The following is an 18,301-nucleotide window of genomic DNA, read 5'->3' on the forward strand; positions in this document are numbered from 1 at the left end:
CCCACCCGCCCGCTTGGGCCACCCGCGATGTCGCGCCGCTCACACCTGCCCGCGCTCGCCCGATCGCGGCGGGCCCACCGTCCGGGGCACCCGGGAGCGGCACGTATCCTGGCGGCCGTGGCGAACCCTGACACGGATACCGTGACCAGCACCGTTGACACCACCGAGCGCGCCGGGGCGACCCCGGACCACAGCCAGCCCTACCGCGAACTGGGCCTCGCCGACGACGAGTACGCCCGCATCCGGGAAATCCTCGGCCGCCGGCCCACCGACGCCGAGCTGGCCATGTACTCGGTCATGTGGAGCGAGCACTGCTCCTACAAGTCCTCCAAGAAGCACCTGCGCTACTTCGGGGAGACCGCCACCGACGAGATGAAGGCCAAGATGCTGGCCGGCATCGGGGAGAACGCGGGCGTCGTCGACATCGGCGAGGGCTGGGCGGTCACCTTCAAGGTGGAGAGCCACAACCACCCGTCCTATGTGGAGCCGTACCAGGGCGCCGCGACCGGCGTCGGCGGCATCGTCCGCGACATCATGGCCATGGGCGCGCGGCCCCTCGCCGTCTCCGACGCGCTGCGCTTCGGCCCGGCCGACGCCCCCGACACCAAGCGCGTGCTGCCCGGTGTCGTCGCCGGCGTCGGCGGCTACGGCAACTGCCTCGGCCTGCCGAACATCGGCGGCGAGCTCGTCTTCGACCCGTCCTACTCCGGCAACCCGCTGGTCAACGCCCTGTGCGTCGGCGCGATGCGCGTCGAGGACCTGCACCTCGCGTTCGCCTCCGGCACCGGCAACAAGATCATCCTGTTCGGCGCCCGCACCGGTCTCGACGGCATCGGCGGCGTTTCCGTCCTCGCGAGTGACACCTTTTCGGGTGACGAGTCGGCGTCGGGCCGCAAGAAGCTGCCGAGCGTCCAGGTCGGCGACCCGTTCACCGAGAAGGTGCTCATCGAGTGCTGCCTCGAGCTGTTCGCGCAGAAGCTGGTCGTCGGCATCCAGGACCTCGGCGGCGCCGGGCTGTCCTGCGCGACGTCGGAGCTGGCCGCGGCCGGTGACGGCGGCATGCACATCTACCTCGACCGCGTCCCGCTGCGCGCCACCGGCATGACGCCCGCCGAGGTGCTCTCCAGCGAGTCGCAGGAGCGCATGTGCGCGGTCGTCGCGCCGGAGAACGTCGAGGCGTTCATGGCCGTCTGCCGCAAGTGGGACGTCATCGCCACCGACATCGGCGAGGTCACCGACGGCGAGCACCTCGTCATCACCTGGCACGACGAGGTCGTCGTCGACGTCCCGGCGCACACGGTCGCCCACCAGGGCCCGGTGTACGACCGGCCGATCGAGCGTCCGTCCACTCAGGACGCCTTGATCGCGGACACCTCGGCGAAGCTGCCGCGTCCGTCCACTCCGGACGAACTGCGCGCCGACGTCCTCAAGCTCATCTCCTCGCCCAACCAGGCGTCGAAGGAATGGGTGACGTCGCAGTACGACCGGTACGTGCGCGGCAACAGCGTCCTGGCGCAGCCGTCGGACTCGGGCATGATCCGGATCGACGAGTCGACCGGCCGCGGCGTCTCGGTGGCGACCGACTGCAACAGCAAGTTCGTCTACCTCGACCCGTACCGCGGCGCGCAGCTGGCGCTGGCGGAGGCGTACCGCAACGTCGCCACGGGCGGCGCGACGCCGGTCGCGGTGTCGGACTGCCTCAACTTCGGCGCGCCGACGGACCCGGGCGTGATGTGGCAGTTCGAGCAGGCGGTGCACGGCCTCGCCGACGGCTGCGTCGAGCTCGGCATCCCGGTCACCGGCGGCAACGTCAGCTTCTTCAACCAGACCGGCGACACGGCGATCCTGCCGACGCCGGTGATCGGCGTGCTCGGCGTGATCGACGACGTCACCCGCCGCATCCCGACCGGGATCGGCGCGGAGGCGGGCGAAACGCTGCTGCTGCTCGGCGAGACGCACGACGAGCTGGACGGCTCGGCGTGGGCCCGCGAGCTGCACGGCCACCTCGGCGGAGTCCCGCCGAAGGTCGACCTCGCGCGCGAGAAGCTGCTGGCGGAGATCCTGGTCGCGGGCTCCCGCGACGGCATGATCTCGGCGGCGCACGACCTGTCCGACGGCGGCCTGATCCAGACGCTGGTCGAGACCGTCCTCATCGGACAGTGCGGCGCCCGGGTGTTCCTCGACGCCGACCAGGACCCGTTCGTCCAGCTGTTCTCCGAGTCGGCGGGCCGCGTGCTGGTGGCGGTCCCGCGCACGGAAGAGCTGCGGTTCACCGAGATGTGCACCGCGCGCGGCCTCCCGTGGCGCAAGACCGGCGTCGTGGACCCGGAGTCGGGGACGCTGGAGCTGCAGGGCATCACGGAGTTCACGCTCGACGAGCTGCACGAAGCCTGGGAGCGCACGCTCCCGGCCCTGTTCGACTGAGCGTTCCGGTGGGGCCTTCGCACCGGAGGCCCCACCGGGAGTCACGCCACGCGCCAGGCCGGGCGCCGCGCGTTGGTGATCCAGCGCAGGAGCCATTCGGCGGGCCCGTACCGGAACCGCCGCAGCCACCACGCGCTCCCCGCGAGCTGGACGGCGTAGAAGAACACCGCCAGCCCGGTCGTGGCGAGCGGCGAGAAGGTCCCGGCGAGACCAAGCCCGACGCCGGTGAACACCAGCAGGCCGAAAAGCGCCTGGGCGAGGTAGTTGGTGAGCGCGATGCGCCCGGCCGGGGCGAGCGCGTCGCGGACGAACGCCGTGCGCGGGTGGTGCATGACGCGAAGCAACGTCGCGACGTACGCCGAGGTGAGCAGCGGCGCGGTGGCGATGCTGGCCGCGACGGCGAGGGTGTTGCCGTTGCCGCCGCCGAGCGCGTAGGTCACGCCGCCCGCGATCCCGACCGGGAACCCGATCCACTGCAACCGCCGCGGCGCGAAGGCCGCGCCCGCGCGGGCGGCCGCCTCGACCTGCAGGGTGAAGCTGTAGCCGAACAGGAACGAGAACAGGAGGTAGAACTTCATGTCGACGAACACCGACGACAGCGCGCGGACGACGTCGTCGAACGGCGAGGAGAACGCCGGGTCGGTGACGAGGCTGCCGGGGTAGCCGGACGCCATGAAGGTGATGTTGACGATGAAGATACCCAAGAGCGCGAAGCCGCGGAGCGCGTCGACGTCGCGCACGCGGGTTCTCGCTTCGGTGAGCTGTTCGGCCATGTGTTTCCCCAGGTCAAGAGTTAATGTCTGCTAGATACTATCCGTTGTACACTAACTGGAGGAAGTCGCGCCATGGGTGATCGGGAGCTGCCTGCCGCCTTGGGCCGGTTGTGGCGGCGCCCGGCGTCGCCGCGCCTGGGCCGCCCGGCCGAGCTCGACGTCGACCGGGTGGTACGCGCCGCGGTCGAGCTGGCCGACCACGGCGGGCTGGACGGGGTGACGCTGCAGAAGGTCGCGCAGAGCCTCGGCTTCACGAAGATGGCGCTGTACCGCCACGTCGGCTCGAAGGACGAGCTGTTCGAGCTGATGGCCGACCACGCGACCGGCCCCGCACCGGACCTGCCGGAGGAGCCGGACTGGCGCGACGGCGTCCGGCGGTGGGCGAACGCGGTGCGGGCGCGGTACGCCGAGCACCCGTGGCTGGTCGAGGTGCCGCTGTCCGGGCCACCGCGCGGCCCGAACGCGATCAGCTGGGTGGACGCGCTGCTGCGCGCGCTGAGCGACACGGGACTGGACCTGGCGACGCAGGCGGGCGTGCTGAACGTGCTGAGCGGCCACGTGCGCAACGCGGCGGTGCTGGCACGCCAGTACGGACGGGTCGACCAGGCCGAGGTGGAGCGCGACTACGGCCGCGCGCTGGCGGAATTGGTCGAGCCGGACCGCTTCCCGCACGCGGCGGGGCTGTTCACGGCGGCGGTTTTCGAGGCGCCACCGGGAAACCCGGCGGACCACGACTTCACGTTCGGCCTGGAACTGATCCTCGACGGAGTCACTGCGGCGATCAACCGCTGACCCAGCTGCTCAGGGCAGTTCAGTTCCGGCGGGGAAGCTGGCCTGGCCGAAGTCCGGCGGCAGGGCGAAGGAAACGTCCTCGAAGCGCACCTCGTCGTGCGCGGTGAAGTCCCGGAACCCCGTCCCCGCTTCGAACTTGGTCCGCACGAACTCGAGCGGGCCCTGGACGTTCGCGCCCGTGAAGAACGCCGAGCCCGCGAACCACGTGTTCGTGAAGTACGCGCCGTTGACGACCTCGGTCTGCTGCGCGCCCAGCAGGCCGACGCGCTTGCCCGACAGGTCGAAGCGGTCGAGGTGGGCCCCGGAGAGGTCGAGGGAGTAGGCGGGCGCGTCCGCGGTCGCGGGCGGCAGCAGGGACCGGATCACCTTCTGGGTCGTGCGCCGGACCTGCCGTTCCCGCTCGGCGTCGGCGCCTTCCGCGTCGTCGAACGGCCGCCGCAGGTACGCGCACAGCACGTCGAGCACGGTCTGCGCGTAGACGTCCGGCCGCGACCGCGCGAGCCCGCCCAGCGCGTGCATCGCGCCGACGCGCACCTGATCGGCCTCGTGCCCCAGCAGTTCGACGGCCTTCGCGAACCGCTCGTCGGAGACCCGGCCGCGCTCGATCTCGTGCCGGCCCTCCTCGACGCGCCGTCGGCGGTCGTTCAGCCACAGCCCGTACAACGCCGCGACCGCGCCGCCCGCCAGGCCCGCGGTCTTGAGCGCGTCGCCGCGGCTGGTCGCCCGGTCCGCGAGCAGCCAGACCAGCACCCCGGCGAACACGGCCGCGCTCAGCACGAACGCCCAAACCAGGGGGCGCTTCACTCCGCGGTCACCCGAGCCTCGCCGTCGCGGAGTTCCTCCAGCCGCCAGCCCTCCGGCAGCTGCACGTCCTTCTCGAGCCGCACCAGCGTGTTGTACAGCGAAACCGCACTCGGCAGCGATGCGAACCGCAGATCCGTCTGGCCGCCGAAGGAAGTGCGCCGCAGGTCGAGCGAATCCGAGGCGACCACGTCGAGGAACACGGCGTCCTTGGCGAACAACGCGTCCTTGAACGTCGTCTTCCCGGCGAACGTCGTCTGCGAAAAGTCGGCGGTCTCCGAGAACTTCGTCCCGCTGAACCAGGCGCGGTCTTCGAAAACCGTGCCCCGGCACCGGAAGTAACCCACGAGCCGTCCGTCTTCGGTGCCCGCCGCCGTGAAGTACGCCCGGCCGCGGAAGCGGCACCCACTCAGGTTCGTGCTGCTCTTCAGCGACGCGTACCGCAGCAGCAGGCCGCCGACCAGCTTGCCCGAGAGGTCGAAGTACTCCAGGTCCGCACCCGTCAGGTCCAGGTCGTACGCCGGACCCTCGGCGTCGCGCGGCGGCAGCAGCTCGGTGATGAGCCGCTGCGCCGTGAGCCGCACCGTCTTTTCGTGCTCGTCCTCCGGATCGGACGGCCGCCGCAGGTACGAGCACAGCACGTCCAGCACCGTCTGCGTGTACGCCGGACGGCTTCGCGCCAGCCCGGCCAGCGCGTGCAACGCCCCCACCCGCACCTGGTCCGCGTCGTGCCCGAGCAGCTCGACCGCCTTCGCGAACCGCTCGTCCGCCACCCGCTCGCGGTCCTGCTCCGCGCGTTGCGACTCCAGCTCGTGCCGCTGCCGCTCGATGTCCTGGCGCCGTTCCTCGACCCGGCGCCGCCGGTCGTTCAGCCACAGCGCGTACAGCGCCACGATCGCGCCGCCGGCGAGGCCGCCCGTCTTCAGCGCGTCACTGCGGCTGGTGGCGGGGTCGGTCAGCAGCCAGCCGCCGACCCCGAGCAGCAGCACCACCGACGCGAGGAACGTCCACGCCAGCGGCGATCGCCACAGCTTCACCGGCTCAGGACACGAGCATGGTGCTGACGCAGAAGCCCTTGTCGTCGAAGTTCGTCGCGCTCAGCGTGCCCTTGACGTTCTTGCCCGCGGACGTCCCGGTGACCTGGCCCTCGACGAGGTACTCGTCGTCCGGCACCTCGCCCAGCTGCAGCTGCAGCGGCGGCTTGAGGAACGTCTTGAGCCACGAGTCGAGCAGGTCCTTCGAGTCGGAGCAGCCCAGCGCCAGCGCGCCGGCGTTGTCGCCCGCGTTCAGCTTGTCGATGAAGCCCTGCAGCACCTGCTTGGCGTCCGAACCACCGCCCGATGCTGGCGGCTTGCTGGTCGGCGTGGTGGTCTTCTTCGGGGTGCTCTTCGGCGTCGACGGCTTGGCCGACGTGCTCGACGACGGCGGGGCCGCGACCGTGTTGTCGTCCTTGGACAGGAAGAACCCGGGCGCGACGAAGCCGGTGACACCCAGCACCGCCAGCACGACCACGACGGTGGCGCCGATGGCGATCCACATCCCGGTCTTGCTCTTCTTCGGCGGCGCCGGCGGCCCGCCGAAGCCCTGCGCGTAACCACCGGGCTGCTGGTCCCAGCCCGACATCTGGCCGCCCTGGCTCGGGTCCCACGCCTGCTGGCCGTACTGCTGCGCGTTCGGGTCCGCCCAGGCCGACTGCTGCTGGGCGTTCGGATCGCCCCACTGCGGCTGCGGGCTCGCCGGGAACCCGCCCGACGGGTAGCCCTGCTGCTGCTGACTCGGGTCCCAGCCCTGCGGGTACTGCTGCGTCGGGTACGGCTGTTGCTGCTGGTTGGGGTCCCACCCACCCTGCTGCGGGTACGGCTGCTGGAAGCCGCCGGACTGCGGCTGCTGGCCGTACGGGTCGGGCTGACCGGGCTGGCCCGGCTGAGGCGGGTACGTCATCTTTCCATGCCTTCCGGGCGCTGGTGTTCGTCCGCTTCCGACGTCCGCAAGGCCCGTGCGGTTCCCCCAGGACGTGGTGAGCAGCATTCTGCAAGCTCGGACGGTACGGCATGAAACCGGCTCCCGGATCGAGTCGTCGCGATCCGGGAGCCGGCGTGGTGCGGGTCAGCCGTTGGCGAGTGCCTGGAGCCGGTCGTAGGCACCGTTGAAGGTGTCCTGGTCGAGCGGGCTCGAGGTGTACTGCCAGACGGTGTAGTAACCCCAGTTGTAGGGCAGCGTGCCCACCGACGACGCGTACCGCGCGACCCACAGCGGGGCCGTGCTGGAGAAGTCACCGCTCACGCAGCTGCTCCACCAGCTCGTCGAGGTGTAGATCACCGGGTACCGGCCGGTGAGGGAGTGGTACGTGTCGTGGAAGTCCAGGATCCACGACGTCATCCCGGCCTTGCTCAGCCCGTAGCAGGTCGAGCCGTACGGGTTGTACTCCATGTCCAGCGCCCCGGGCAGCGTCTTGCCGTCCTTGGACCAGCCGCCGCCGTGGGCGACGAAGTACCGCGCCTGCGCCGCGCCGCTCGAGGTGTTCGGCGTGGCGAAGTGGTAGGCGCCGCGGATGAAGCCCTGGTTGTAGGAGCCGTTGTACTGCTGGGCGAAGTACGGGTTGGTGTAGCTGGTGCTCTCCGTGGCCTTGGTCCAGACGAACCGCTTGCCCTGGTTCCACCAGTTCGCCCAGTTGACGTTGCCCTGGTAGCTGGCGACGTCCATGCCGGCCACGGTGGCCAGCACCGTGTTCGGGATGGCCTGGGCCGGCTGCGGTTGCTGCGCGGCCTTCTGCGTCTCCGGTGTCGACTTGTCGCCTTCGACGCGCCGGATCTGCGACCCCAGTTCGTGGTTGTGCTGCGCGATGTCCGCGTTGATCGCGGCCACCGGGTCTACTTCGGGGGACAACGTCGCCGCCTGGGCCGTGCTGCCGAGCAGGAGCAGCGTGGCCGGGACGACCAGGGCAGCGAACAGCCGCCCTCTTCGGGAAGTGGACATCGTTGAATCCCTTCACAGATACCCTCGCGGAGGACGGCTTACTGCAGGTAGCCGCCCGTGCACGATTGTTGAGGACGAAGTGGCGTTTGTCACTCAGTTCCGTGAAATTGGGTATACGGGTGGGTGATTTTCCCGGGAAGTTGATCTTCAATTGGTGAGTGGTTAACACCTATTACTCGAACGGTTGGGCCGTTCAGCCCAGCGCGAGGGCGAGCAGCCGGTCCGCCGAGCCGTTGAACCAGTTCTGGTCGCCGGGCAGCGTGCCGCGGTCGGCGAACTGCCAGATCGTGTGCACGCCCCAGCCGGCCGGCAGCTCACCGATGTAGGTGTTGTAGCGGGCGATCCAGAGCGGGTTGTTCCCGAAGCCGCCGTTGTTCGCCGTGCACCGCTTCCACCAGCTCGTCGACGTGTAGATCGTCGGGAACCGGCCGGTGGCCGCGCGGTAGGTCTCCGAGAAGTCGCGGATCCAGGCGACCATGCCCGCCGCGTCCTTGCCGTAACAGGTCTCGCCGTACGGGTTGTACTCCGCGTCGAGGGCGCCCGGCAGCGTCTTGCCGTCGGCCGACCAGCCGCCGCCGTGGGCGAGGAAGTAGCGCGCCTGCGCCGCGCCGTCGGAGATATCCGGCCGCGCGAAGTGGTAGGCACCGCGGATCAGGCCGGCGTCGTAGGAGCCGTTGTACTGCTGCGCGAACTGCGGGTTGACGAAGCCGGTGCCCTCGGTTGCCTTGACGTAGACGAACTTCGCGCCCGAACGCGCGGCGCCGGGCCAGTCGACCGGGCCCTGGTGGCCGCTGACGTCGTGGCCGAGCTGCTGGTCGTCGGTCCCGTAGACGACGGCGGGCGCGGCGTCGACGCCTTCGACCTTGGCGATCTGCGAGCCCGCGTAGTGGTCTTCGGCGCCGGCGTAGACGTCTTCGGCCTTCGCCGGCGTCTGCCCGGCCACGAGGAGGACGGCGGTGACCCAGGGAAGCAGCAGACGACGTTTCACCCTCATGCTCCCCACCGATCTCGTGAGACTTATCCAGCCTCACGATGCACCCGAGTCGCCGGATCGGCGACTCGGATGATCACCCGATGGGGTTAAAACCGCAGGTCAGCGACGTTCGTCGGCGAGGGCCTTCAGCAGGTGCTCCGCCGGCACGACGGCGGTGATCAGGTCGTGCGGGTTGATCGCGACGGGGTGCCCGCCGAGCAGGCCGACGATGTCGCGGCCGAGCACGGCGCGGGCGTGCGGCCACTCGCGCGGCACCAGGGACTTGCGCGTGTAGGCGGGCACCATGACGCGGCCGTCGGTGTTGTGGAAGCCGATCACGGTCCGCTGCACCGGCGACATCGCGTAGACGAACAGCGTCGAGTCGAGGACGACCTTCGGCAGGTCCGACGGCGGCCGGTGCTCGGTGCGGACGAGCTGCAGCAGCTGCTCGAGGTCGTTCGTCGGCTCCGGGAAGCCGAGCGCCTTGGGCGAAGGCCGGTAGCGGTCGTTGGGGTGGAAGTCGGCGACGACGTCGCCCGCCGCGTTCACCGGGTAGGCGCCGACGACCGCCCACGAGGGCACCGGGCCGTTCGGGTCGAAGGCTTCGTCGATGACGTAGAGCCAGCTGTTGGGGTTGGCGCGGGCGTTCGCGCGCATCTCCGCGGTGATCTCGGGCGTGCCGTGCTTGCCGGAGCGCCGGGCCTGCTGGCCACCGCGCCGCGCGGCGCGGTTGTGCTTGCTGTGCCTGCCGGGGCGATCGGCCCCGCTTCCGGTGGGCTGCTGCGAAACCATCCGATCTGCCTCGTCCCGCTGCGCCATCTCATCCCCACGTTCTCGGGTGTCCCTGAAAGTCTTGGTGCGCCACTCTACTGTTTGCCCATGGCCTCTTCGCGTTCGGTCGACCCCGGACAGTTACGTGCGGCGGTGCTGGCGATTTCCCCGTGGCTGCGGGGCGACGCGCCCGATCCCGCGCGGGCGGAGCTGGCCGCCGCCGTGCGGCTCAGCCTGCGCGCGCTGGCGGCCGACGCGCCCGGCCGGACGGTCGAGGTCCGCGTCCCGCCGTTCGCGGCGGTGCAGTGCGTGGAAGGACCGCGGCACACCCGCGGCACCCCGCCGAACGTGGTCGAGACCGACCCACGCACGTGGCTCGAACTGGCCACGGGCGCACTGGACTGGACCACGGCGGTGGCGGACGGCCGGGTGTCCGCGTCGGGCACCCGGGCCGACCTCTCCCACTGGCTCCCCCTCGTCCGCCTCTGACGGACGGGGCGCCCTACGGCTTGCGGCCGACGCCGCCGGCGATGGTGCGCTGCGCGACGTTGAGCTCCTTGAGGCGCGGGCCGTCCGGCCACCAGTCGGCGCACAGCGTCACGCCGGGCTCGACGAGCTCGAGACCGGGGAAGAGGTCCTCGATCTCCTTCTGCGTCCGGAACGTGCCCGAGCCCATCGGGCTGTGCAGGAAGAAGTCCTCCATCCGGCGCGCGGTCGCGGAGTCCTCGTTCTCGGGGTCGAAGAAGTGGCTGATCCCGACGAAGGAGCCGGACGGCAGGGCGTCGACGTACTCCTTCATGATCTCGGCCGGCCGCTCGTGCGGGCCGTTGAAGTGGTGCAGCGTGCCCATCTGCAGCAGGACGAGCGGCTGCGTGAAGTCGATGTGCTGGCGGACGACCTCGTTCTCGAGGATCCGCTGCGGCTCGAAGATGTCCTCGGCGACGAAGTGGGTGTGCTCGTTCTCCTCCAGCAGCGCCCGGCCGTGGGCGAGGACCACGGGGTCGTTGTCGACGTAGACGACCGTCGTCTCCGGGTTGATGCGCTGGACGACCTGGTGGGTGTTCTCCGCCGTCGGCAGGCCGGAGCCGAGGTCGAGGAACTGGGTGATGCCCGTCTGGTCGGCCAGGAAGCGGCAGACCCGGATGAGGAAGCCGCGGTTCTCGAAGGCCAGGTCCTGCGCCTCCGGGGCGGCCTTCTGCACCTTGTGCAGGACCTCCCGGTCGATCTCGTAGTTGTCCTTCCCGAGCAGGAAGGCGTCGTACACGCGCGCGATGCTCGCTCGGGTCGGGTCGACCCCCACGGGAACTCGTTCGGTCCGGGTCGCGGCGTCGGGCATGGTGAACCTCGCAAGTTCTGTGTCGAAAGTCTCGTACTCTACGTAGAGTAGGACTCCACACGCACGCGGTAAACCGGGTCACCTCTTTGCGCAGGACGGCCCAACGTGTACTTTCGGTAGTCGGGCTAGAACCACCTGGTGACGTGAGCGCGGAAGGTCCGGGAATGAACGCGGTGAACGCGTCCAGTGGCGAACAGAACATCGGCCCGACGGCGCGCCGGATGATCCTCGGTTCGCAGCTGCGCCGTCTCCGTGAAGAGGCGGGCATCACCCGGCAGCAGGCCGGGTACAACATCCGCGGGTCCGAGTCGAAGATCAGCCGGCTGGAGCTGGGCCGGGTCGGCTTCAAGGAACGCGACGTCACCGACCTGCTCACCATGTACGGCGTCGAGGACGCCACCGAGCGCCAGACGTTCCTCGACATGGTCAAGCAGTCGAACGAGCCGGGCTGGTGGCGGCGCTTCGGCGACACGATGCCGAACTGGTTCACCGACCTCGTCGGCCTCGAAGAAGCCGCCGCGCGAATCCAGATCTGGGAGCCCCTGTACGTCTCGGGCCTGCTGCAGATCGAGCCGTACGCGCGGGCGATCTTCAGCCACGGCCGTCCGGAGATGGCCGACGAGCGCGTCGACCAGCTGGTCGCGCTGCGGATGCGGCGCCAGAAGATGTTCAGCAGGCCGGACGCGCCCCGCGTGTGGATGGTGCTCGACGAGTCGGTCCTGCACCGCCCGATCGGCGGGATGAAGGTGCTCAAGCAGCAGATCGAATACCTGCTCGAGATGAGCGCATTGCCGCACGTGTCCGTGCAGGTCCTGCCGTACGCGCGCAGCGGGCTGTCCGCGGAACACGCCTTTTCGCTCCTGCGGTTCGGCGAACCGGAACTGCCGAACATCGCGTATGTCGAGTACCTGACGGGTGCGCACTACATCGAGAAGCGCGAAGAGATCGAAAAGTACAGCCGCGCGCTGGACATGCTGGCGGTCGACGCGGAGACGCCGGAGCGCAGCCGCTCGATGCTCGCCAAGCGCCGCCAGGAGATCTGAACCGCTCCCGGCCCGGGCGCGCTGAAGGGGACGTTCATCGCATCTGACGCGGTGAAGGGTCCTTTCCTGGCATCACATGCCAGGAAAGGACCCTTCAGCCCGCGTCGGCCGGGCGTCGCCACGCTCCGTGTTCTGCCTGCCGGAGTGCTCCGATGAGCGGTAACCACACGTAGCGGTTCACCCATTAGGGAATCTAACTATCACCCGATGGGTTAACCGTGACCTGGTGGTTCTTTACCCTGCGAGAACTTTGCAAGAAATTCTGCACGTGCATTTACCGCTGCAGGCACACGTGCTAGCCTCCGATACGCGGGCAAATGCACATGCATCTGCATTGCCCCGGAAGGTTTTCCGCATCGAGAGGTGGGACCATGGCAGAGCGATTCGAGAACGGCATCCCGGCCGATCGGCTGTCCGGTGCCGAGTGGCGCAAGGCCAGCTACAGCGGTGCTGTCGGCAACTGCGTCGAGGTCGCGCCGCTGTCCACCGGCGAGATCGCGATGCGCAACTCGCGGTTCCCGACCGGCCCGGCGCTCGTCTACACGCGCGCGGAGATGGCGGCGTTCCTGGCGGGTGCGAAGGACGGTGAGTTCGACGATGTCCTCGGCTGAGGCCGTCGCCCCCGTCTTCGACATCGAAACCGGACTGCAGGAGCTGGTGGCTCGCGGCTACCAGTTCGTCCACCCCGCCGACGAAAGCGGCGAAGTCCTCGCCGTCGTCGGTGTGCGGGTGCACGACGACGTGGTGGACGTGGTCCGGCTCAATGCCGAGGACGACGTGGTAGCGACCCGGATGCCCGGCACCGAAGAGAACATCTTCGAGCCGGAGCGGTGGCTGTGGCGCCGCCGTGGCGAAGGCGCACAGGTGCTCACGGAGATCCTCGCGTTGCCGGATGCTTGCTAGACAACAAGGCTTCAGGCCCTGTCCGAAGTGGTCAGTACCACGTCGGGCGGGGCCTGACTCATGTCCGCACCGTCTACACTGAAATCGGCCTGACCACGTCTTCCCAGGAGCTCCTCGGTGGTTTCCGACCCGCAGCTCGTGTCCGACCAGCCCGAACCGGAACCCCGCGAGGAGTGTGGCGTCTTCGGCGTCTGGGCTCCCGGGGAAGAAGTCGCGAAGCTGACCTACTACGGGCTCTACGCCCTGCAGCACCGGGGCCAGGAGGCCGCCGGCATCTCCGTCTCCGACGGTTCGCAGATCGTGGTCTTCAAGGACCTCGGCCTGGTGAGCCAGGTGTTCGACGAGCAGATCCTGCAGTCGCTGCAGGGCCACATCGCCGTCGGGCACTGCCGGTACTCGACCACCGGCGCGACCATCTGGGAGAACGCCCAGCCGATCTTCCGCACCACGGAGACCGGTAGCGGCCTTTCCTTCGCGCACAACGGCAACCTCGTCAACACCGCCGAGCTGCGCGAACGCACCATCGAGGCGGGGCTCAAGCCGCACGCGGGCCTCACCGGCTCGTCCAGCGACTCCGACCTGATCTGCGGCCTGCTCGCCGCGAACGCCGCCGACAAGGGCATCGAGGCCGCGGCCATGGAGCTGCTGCCCACCCTGAAGGGCGCCTTCTGCCTGGTGTTCTCCGACGAGAACACGCTGTACGCGGCGCGTGACCCGCACGGCGTCCACCCGCTGGTGCTCGGACGGCTCGAGCGCGGCTGGGTCGTCTCGAGCGAGACGGCGGGCCTCGACATCGTCGGCGCGTCGTTCGTCCGCGAGGTCGAGCCCGGCGAGCTGATCGCGATCGACGCCGAGGGCCTGCGCTCCTCGCGGTTCGCGAACCCCGATCCCAAGGGCTGCGTCTTCGAGTACGTCTACCTCGCCCGCCCCGACACCACGATCGCCGGCCGCGGCGTGCACGCCACCCGCGTCGAGATCGGCCGCCGCCTGGCCAAGGAGCAGCCGGTCGAGGCCGACCTCGTGATGCCCGTTCCCGAGTCGGGTACGCCGGCCGCGATCGGGTACGCGCAGGGCTCCGGCATCCCCTACGGCACCGGCCTGGTGAAGAACGCCTACGTCGGGCGCACCTTCATCCAGCCGTCCCAGACCATCCGCCAGCTCGGCATCCGGCTCAAGCTGAACCCGCTGCGCGACGTCATCCGCGGCAAGCGCCTGGTCGTCGTGGACGACTCGATCGTCCGCGGCAACACCCAGCGCGCGCTCGTCCGGATGCTGCGGGAGGCCGGCGCGCTCGAGGTGCACGTCCGGATCGCGTCACCGCCCGTGCGCTGGCCGTGCTTCTACGGCATCGACTTCGCCTCGCGGGCCGAGCTGGTCGCGAACGGCGTCGACCTCGACGGCATCCGGCGCTCGATCGGAGCCGACTCACTGGGCTACATTTCCCTGGACGGCCTGGTCGCGGCGGCGGAACAGCCGAAGTCGCGGCTGTGCACGGCGTGCTTCTCCGGCGAGTACCCGATCCCGCTCCCGGAGGACGCGCTGATCGGGAAGCACCTGCTCGAAAGCCTCGACGCGGTCAATGGCGCGGCAACCCCGGTCAGCCCCGCCGGGTACGGTGCCGAGGACGCCGTCCGGCGTCCCTAGCAGTCCTTCCAGTAGGGAGTCCGTCCACCGTGAGCGAGTCCACGAGCGCCACGTACGCCGCCGCCGGCGTCAGCATCGACGCCGGCGACCAAGCCGTCGAGCTGCTCAAGCCGCACGCCGAGCGGGCCACGCGCCCCGAGGTCATGGGCGGCGTCGGCGGCTTCGCCGGGCTCTTCTCCCTGAAGCTCGACAAGTGGAAGGAGCCGGTGCTCGCGTCGTCGACCGACGGCGTCGGCACCAAGATCGCCGTCGCGCAGGCCCTCGACAAGCACGACACCGTCGGCATCGACCTGGTCGCGATGGTCGTCGACGACCTGGTCGTGACCGGCGCCGAGCCGCTGTTCCTGCAGGACTACATCGCCGTCGGCAAGGTGCACCCGGAGAAGATCGCCGCGCTGGTCGGCGGCATCGCCGAGGGCTGCGTCCAGGCCGGCTGCGCGCTGCTCGGCGGCGAGACCGCGGAGCACCCGGGCCTGATGGGCGAGCACGACTACGACATGTCGGCCACCGGCGTCGGCGTCGTCGAGGCGTCGCAGCTGCTCTCGCCGGAGAAGGTCCGCCCGGGCGACGTCGTGCTGGCGCTCGGCTCGTCCGGCCTGCACTCGAACGGCTACTCGCTGGCCCGGCACGTGCTGCTGGACATCGCCCGGATGCCGCTCGGCGGCCACGTCGAGGAGTTCGGCCGCACCCTCGGCGAGGAGATGCTGGAGCCGACGCGGATCTACGCGAAGGACTGCCTGGCGCTCGCCGCCGAGACCGAGGTCCGGACGTTCGCGCACATCACCGGCGGTGGCCTGGAGGCCAACCTCGCCCGTGTCATGCCGCGCGGCCTGGTCGCCCGGCTCGACCGCGGCACCTGGACGCCGCCCGCGGTGTTCGCCCTGATCGGCCAGCGCGGCAAGGTCGAGCGCGCCGAGCTGGAGAAGACGTTCAACATGGGCGTCGGCATGGTCGCGATCGTCGGCGCCGAAGACGTCGACCGCGCGCTGGCCATGCTGACCGCGCGGCACGTCCCGGCGTGGGTGCTGGGCGACGTCCAGCCCGCCGACGACGTCGACGGCCCGCGCGCGCTCCTCTCGGGCGACCACCCGCGGTTCTGACGGTGGCGGCCACCGGGGACGTGGTGGTCGGCTCCCGGTTCGTGGTCCCGGAAGCCGAGCTCAGCGAACGCTTCTCGCGCTCGTCCGGCCCCGGTGGCCAGGGCGTCAACACCACGGACTCGCGGGTGGAGCTGTCGTTCGACGTCGCGTCGTCGCCGTCGATCCCGGAGCACCTGCGTGACCGCGTGCTGGCCGCGCTCGGGTCCCGGCTGGTCGACGGCGTCCTGACGATCGCGGCCAGCGAACACCGCTCCCAGCTGCAGAACCGCGAGGCGGCGCGGGGTCGCCTGGCGAACCTGCTGCTCGACGCGTCGGCCCCGCCACCCGCCAAGCGACGTCCGACGAAGCCGTCCCGCGGCTCGAAGGAACGCCGGCTCGCGTCGAAGAAGCGCCGGAGTGACGTCAAGCGCGGCCGCTCCGGCCGCTTCGACGACTGACCTGATCAGCGCAGGGATTTCACCCGTTCAGCCGAGTACGTTCGCGTCTTCTCCCCGACTCATCTCATACGGGAGGAGCGATGAACAGGACAAAAGCGATCGCGGCGCTGGCGGCCGTCGTGCTGGCGGCCGGGTGCGGGAGCCAGGACAACGCAGGCAATGACGGCGACGGCGGGCCGACGCTCGACCCGACGTCCTACACCACACCGCTGACCGAAACCACGGGCCCGACCACCGGCGCGACCACGGGTGGTTCATCCGGCGGCCGGGTCATCAAGATCGGCGGCCCCAACGCCGAAAACCGCAACCCGCGCACGCCGTGGCCGACCATCTACGCGGATTCGACGTCGTACGGGTGCACCGAGCGGCACAACACCGGCGCCGACATCCCGGTCACGGTCACCGACGCGCGGATCGTCGGCACCCTCGTCCACCTGGACGCCAACTGGCACGAGTGCGAGCTGCAAGGGTACGACGACCGGCCGGCCGACCACGGCTGCGCAGGCCGCACCCTGCAACCGGATCCGGATCTCGCGGGCCGCGGGTGCCTGCTCGCGCTGCGCGTCGACCCGATCCACGCGGCGGAGCACCGGGTCGTCCTGCGCCTGACCTTCCGGGCGACCTGCCGGTCCGCGCGGGAACGGCCGTGCGGCTCGCTGACGGAATTCCCCGCCACCGTCCAGTGGACCGCCGACGAGACGGTGACCGTGCGGGACCGGAACTTCGACGAGGTCACGACGTCGAACCCGCCCGAGTCCACCTCGGACACCGCGACCACGACGACGCCGACGTCGTGAGCGACCAGCCGTGGCTGCAGCGGCTCTCCCAGTTCGCGTCCATCGCGGCGCCGAGCAGCGTCGCCGCGGCCCTGCTGTTCTACTTCGGCTACGTCGCGACCTACGCGCGGTACCTCTACTTCGGGGTGGACCTCACCGCGCTCGACCTCTCGACGACCGACGTCGTGCTGCACGGCGCCGAAGCGCTCTACGCGCCACTCGTCGGCCTCGTCGTGCTCGTGCTCGCCGTCCACCTCGTCGTCCGCGGGCTCCGGCGGGCCCTCGCCCGGGGAGACTGGGCACGGACGTTGCGGGCGGTCGCGGTCGTGCTCGTGCCCCTGGGGGTGCTCCTGTTCGCCCGCGGTGTCGTGGGCGTGCTGTGGCCGGCGGTGTCCCAGGACGAGTTCCCCGGCGTCACGCCCATCGCGCTCGGGTTCGGCCTGCCGCTGGTGGCGATCGGGGTGTGGCTGTGGCGGGCGGTCCACGGCCGGGAAGACCGCGGTCCCGGCCGGGTGGTGGTCGCCTGCCTGGTCCTTATCGCGCTCCTCGGCGTCTTCTGGGCGACGAACAGCTTCGCGGCCGCGTACGGCCGGGGCATCGCCGAGACCGTGGGCGCGCGGATCGCCGAGGAACGCCCGGCGGTCGTCGTCGACACCGAAGAGCCGCTCCAGCTGAGCCTGCCGGGCATGCAGGAACGGCTGCTCCCGGGCGCGGACGACCGCAAGTTCCGCTACCGGTACCGCGGGCTGCACGTGCTCACCGAGGCGGGCGGGAAGCTGCTGCTCGTCACCGCCGAACGCAACGGCCGCTCGGGCACGATCGTCGTGCCCTACGACGGCTCGGTCCGGATCCTGTTCGTCCCGGGCTAGCCCAGCGACAGGTGCACGCACTCCCCGGCCGGCCGGTAGCCGACGCGGACGTAGACGTTGCCGATCCGCAGGTCACCGGGGGTGAGGAACGCGGTGTGCGCGCCCGCTTCGTGGGTTTCGCGGGTGAGGTGCGCGGTGAGGGCCGCGGCGATCCCGCGTCCCCGGTAAGCCTCGTGCACGGCGATCCCGGCGATCTCGGTGGTGCCGTCGACGACCTCGAGCGCGAGCCCGCCGCCGACCACCTCGCCGGTCTCGACGTCCTCGGCCAGCAGGTGCCGCACCCCGGCCCGCAGACCGGCTTGGAGGCGTTCGACCTCTTCGTCGGCGACCTCCGGTGATTCGCCGAACGCGACGTTCTGCACCGACCGCATGCGCCGGATGTCCTCGCCGGACTCCGGGGTGCGCAGCCTGATCCCCGCGGGAACCGCGTGGTCGACGCGGTCGTCCGGCGCGCAGGTCATCAGCGGCACCCGCCGCTCCAGCTCGTATCCGGCCTCGACGAGCAACTGCTCCAGGTCGGGGGCGACGTCGGTGAAGTACTCGAGCCGCGGGAGCAGGCCCCGCCGCCGGTACGCCTCGGTCAGCGCGTCGATCTCGGCCGGCGTCGGCTTGGCGCCGTCGTCCGGGATCGCGTAGTTGAGCATCGGGTGCGCCGTGTCCGGCGAGTAGGTGGCGAGGAACGG

General features: G+C 70.4%; 20 protein-coding genes. 11 read left to right on the forward strand and 9 right to left on the reverse strand.

All coding sequences use genetic code 11. The features are described 5' to 3' along the window. Nucleotides 1-141: 141 nt before the first annotated feature. Nucleotides 142-2,424 carry a phosphoribosylformylglycinamidine synthase subunit PurL gene (gene purL / locus QP939_RS15430; protein ID WP_285457460.1) on the forward strand — a complete coding sequence of 761 codons (2,283 nt, stop codon included), beginning with the start codon at nt 142-144 and terminating at the stop codon, nt 2,422-2,424. A 41-nt stretch (nt 2,425-2,465) separates the two neighbouring features. Here the strand turns inward: purL and QP939_RS15435 are convergent, their stop codons facing one another. Continuing rightward, nucleotides 2,466-3,197, reverse strand: coding sequence for a DUF418 domain-containing protein (locus tag QP939_RS15435; RefSeq protein WP_285457461.1), 732 nt, complete (start codon nt 3,195-3,197; stop codon nt 2,466-2,468). A 72-nt stretch (nt 3,198-3,269) separates the two neighbouring features. On the opposite strand from QP939_RS15435, the gene QP939_RS15440 reads away from it, so the two are divergent. After that, nucleotides 3,270-3,989 carry a TetR/AcrR family transcriptional regulator gene (locus QP939_RS15440; protein ID WP_285457462.1) on the forward strand — a complete coding sequence of 240 codons (720 nt, stop codon included), beginning with the start codon at nt 3,270-3,272 and terminating at the stop codon, nt 3,987-3,989. A gap of 9 nt (nt 3,990-3,998) precedes the next feature. Here QP939_RS15440 and QP939_RS15445 read toward each other — a convergent pair whose 3' ends face one another. From QP939_RS15445 to QP939_RS15470, 6 genes are all read right to left on the reverse strand, one after another. Further along, nucleotides 3,999-4,793 carry a hypothetical protein gene (locus tag QP939_RS15445; protein WP_285457463.1) on the reverse strand — a complete coding sequence of 265 codons (795 nt, stop codon included), beginning with the start codon at nt 4,791-4,793 and terminating at the stop codon, nt 3,999-4,001. Further along, nucleotides 4,790-5,827 carry a pentapeptide repeat-containing protein gene (locus tag QP939_RS15450; RefSeq protein WP_285457464.1) on the reverse strand — a complete coding sequence of 346 codons (1,038 nt, stop codon included), beginning with the start codon at nt 5,825-5,827 and terminating at the stop codon, nt 4,790-4,792. The genes QP939_RS15445 and QP939_RS15450 overlap by 4 nt, the downstream gene beginning before the upstream one ends. 4 nt (nt 5,828-5,831) lie before the next feature. Beyond that, on the reverse strand, nt 5,832-6,731 hold the full coding sequence (locus tag QP939_RS15455) for a hypothetical protein (RefSeq protein WP_285457465.1): 900 nt from the start codon (nt 6,729-6,731) through the stop codon (nt 5,832-5,834). A 165-nt stretch (nt 6,732-6,896) separates the two neighbouring features. Continuing rightward, a complete protein-coding gene (locus tag QP939_RS15460; RefSeq protein WP_285457466.1) occupies nt 6,897-7,766 on the reverse strand; it encodes a lysozyme in 870 nt (289 codons plus the stop codon). 193 nt (nt 7,767-7,959) lie between these two features. Further along, the gene (locus tag QP939_RS15465) at nt 7,960-8,760 is read right to left on the reverse strand and encodes a lysozyme (RefSeq protein WP_285457467.1); all 801 of its coding nucleotides are present in this window, start codon (nt 8,758-8,760) and stop codon (nt 7,960-7,962) included. Between the two features lie 99 nt (nt 8,761-8,859). Beyond that, the gene (locus tag QP939_RS15470; protein ID WP_285457468.1) at nt 8,860-9,558 is read right to left on the reverse strand and encodes a type VII secretion system-associated protein; all 699 of its coding nucleotides are present in this window, start codon (nt 9,556-9,558) and stop codon (nt 8,860-8,862) included. Nucleotides 9,559-9,618: 60 nt separating this feature from the next. Here QP939_RS15470 and QP939_RS15475 point away from each other — a divergent pair, with 60 nt between their 5' ends. Next, complete coding sequence (locus tag QP939_RS15475; protein WP_285457469.1) at nt 9,619-9,999, forward strand: sterol carrier family protein; 381 nt, start codon at nt 9,619-9,621, stop codon at nt 9,997-9,999. A 13-nt stretch (nt 10,000-10,012) separates the two neighbouring features. On the opposite strand, the gene QP939_RS15480 is transcribed toward QP939_RS15475, so the two are convergent. Continuing rightward, nucleotides 10,013-10,810 (reverse strand): SAM-dependent methyltransferase, encoded by a 798-nt coding sequence (locus tag QP939_RS15480; protein WP_285459757.1) that lies wholly within the window; start codon nt 10,808-10,810, stop codon nt 10,013-10,015. A gap of 200 nt (nt 10,811-11,010) precedes the next feature. Here QP939_RS15480 and QP939_RS15485 point away from each other — a divergent pair, with 200 nt between their 5' ends. The 8 genes from QP939_RS15485 to QP939_RS15520 all read left to right on the forward strand — a co-directional run bounded on the left by QP939_RS15485 (nt 11,011) and on the right by QP939_RS15520 (nt 17,618). Beyond that, nucleotides 11,011-11,889, forward strand: a complete 879-nt coding sequence (locus QP939_RS15485) for a Sco1979 family transcriptional regulator (protein ID WP_285457470.1) — start codon at nt 11,011-11,013, stop codon at nt 11,887-11,889. Nucleotides 11,890-12,260: 371 nt separating this feature from the next. Then, on the forward strand, nt 12,261-12,500 hold the full coding sequence (locus tag QP939_RS15490; protein WP_285457471.1) for a DUF397 domain-containing protein: 240 nt from the start codon (nt 12,261-12,263) through the stop codon (nt 12,498-12,500). Continuing rightward, nucleotides 12,487-12,792, forward strand: coding sequence for a hypothetical protein (locus QP939_RS15495; protein WP_285457472.1), 306 nt, complete (start codon nt 12,487-12,489; stop codon nt 12,790-12,792). Before QP939_RS15490 ends, QP939_RS15495 begins: the two co-directional genes overlap by 14 nt. A 117-nt stretch (nt 12,793-12,909) precedes the next feature. Continuing rightward, nucleotides 12,910-14,436 carry an amidophosphoribosyltransferase gene (gene purF / locus QP939_RS15500; protein WP_285457474.1) on the forward strand — a complete coding sequence of 509 codons (1,527 nt, stop codon included), beginning with the start codon at nt 12,910-12,912 and terminating at the stop codon, nt 14,434-14,436. A gap of 29 nt (nt 14,437-14,465) precedes the next feature. Continuing rightward, nucleotides 14,466-15,536 (forward strand): phosphoribosylformylglycinamidine cyclo-ligase, encoded by a 1,071-nt coding sequence (gene purM / locus QP939_RS15505; protein ID WP_285457475.1) that lies wholly within the window; start codon nt 14,466-14,468, stop codon nt 15,534-15,536. A 20-nt stretch (nt 15,537-15,556) separates the two neighbouring features. Further along, on the forward strand, nt 15,557-15,973 hold the full coding sequence (arfB, locus tag QP939_RS15510) for an alternative ribosome rescue aminoacyl-tRNA hydrolase ArfB (RefSeq protein ID WP_285459758.1): 417 nt from the start codon (nt 15,557-15,559) through the stop codon (nt 15,971-15,973). Nucleotides 15,974-16,053: 80 nt separating this feature from the next. Further along, the gene (locus QP939_RS15515; RefSeq protein WP_285457476.1) at nt 16,054-16,770 is read left to right on the forward strand and encodes a hypothetical protein; all 717 of its coding nucleotides are present in this window, start codon (nt 16,054-16,056) and stop codon (nt 16,768-16,770) included. Further along, nucleotides 16,767-17,618: a hypothetical protein gene (locus QP939_RS15520; protein WP_285457477.1), complete on the forward strand. Its 852-nt coding sequence runs from the start codon at nt 16,767-16,769 to the stop codon at nt 17,616-17,618. The genes QP939_RS15515 and QP939_RS15520 overlap by 4 nt, the downstream gene beginning before the upstream one ends. On the opposite strand, the gene QP939_RS15525 is transcribed toward QP939_RS15520, so the two are convergent. Continuing rightward, nucleotides 17,615-18,262 carry a GNAT family N-acetyltransferase gene (locus QP939_RS15525; RefSeq protein ID WP_285457478.1) on the reverse strand — a complete coding sequence of 216 codons (648 nt, stop codon included), beginning with the start codon at nt 18,260-18,262 and terminating at the stop codon, nt 17,615-17,617. The two genes, QP939_RS15520 and QP939_RS15525, sit on opposite strands and share 4 nt — an antisense overlap. Nucleotides 18,263-18,301 lie beyond the last annotated feature (39 nt).

Origin of the sequence: Amycolatopsis nalaikhensis, from assembly GCF_030264295.1 — a bacterium.
Taxonomy (GTDB): Bacteria; Actinomycetota; Actinomycetes; order Mycobacteriales; family Pseudonocardiaceae; genus Amycolatopsis; species Amycolatopsis nalaikhensis.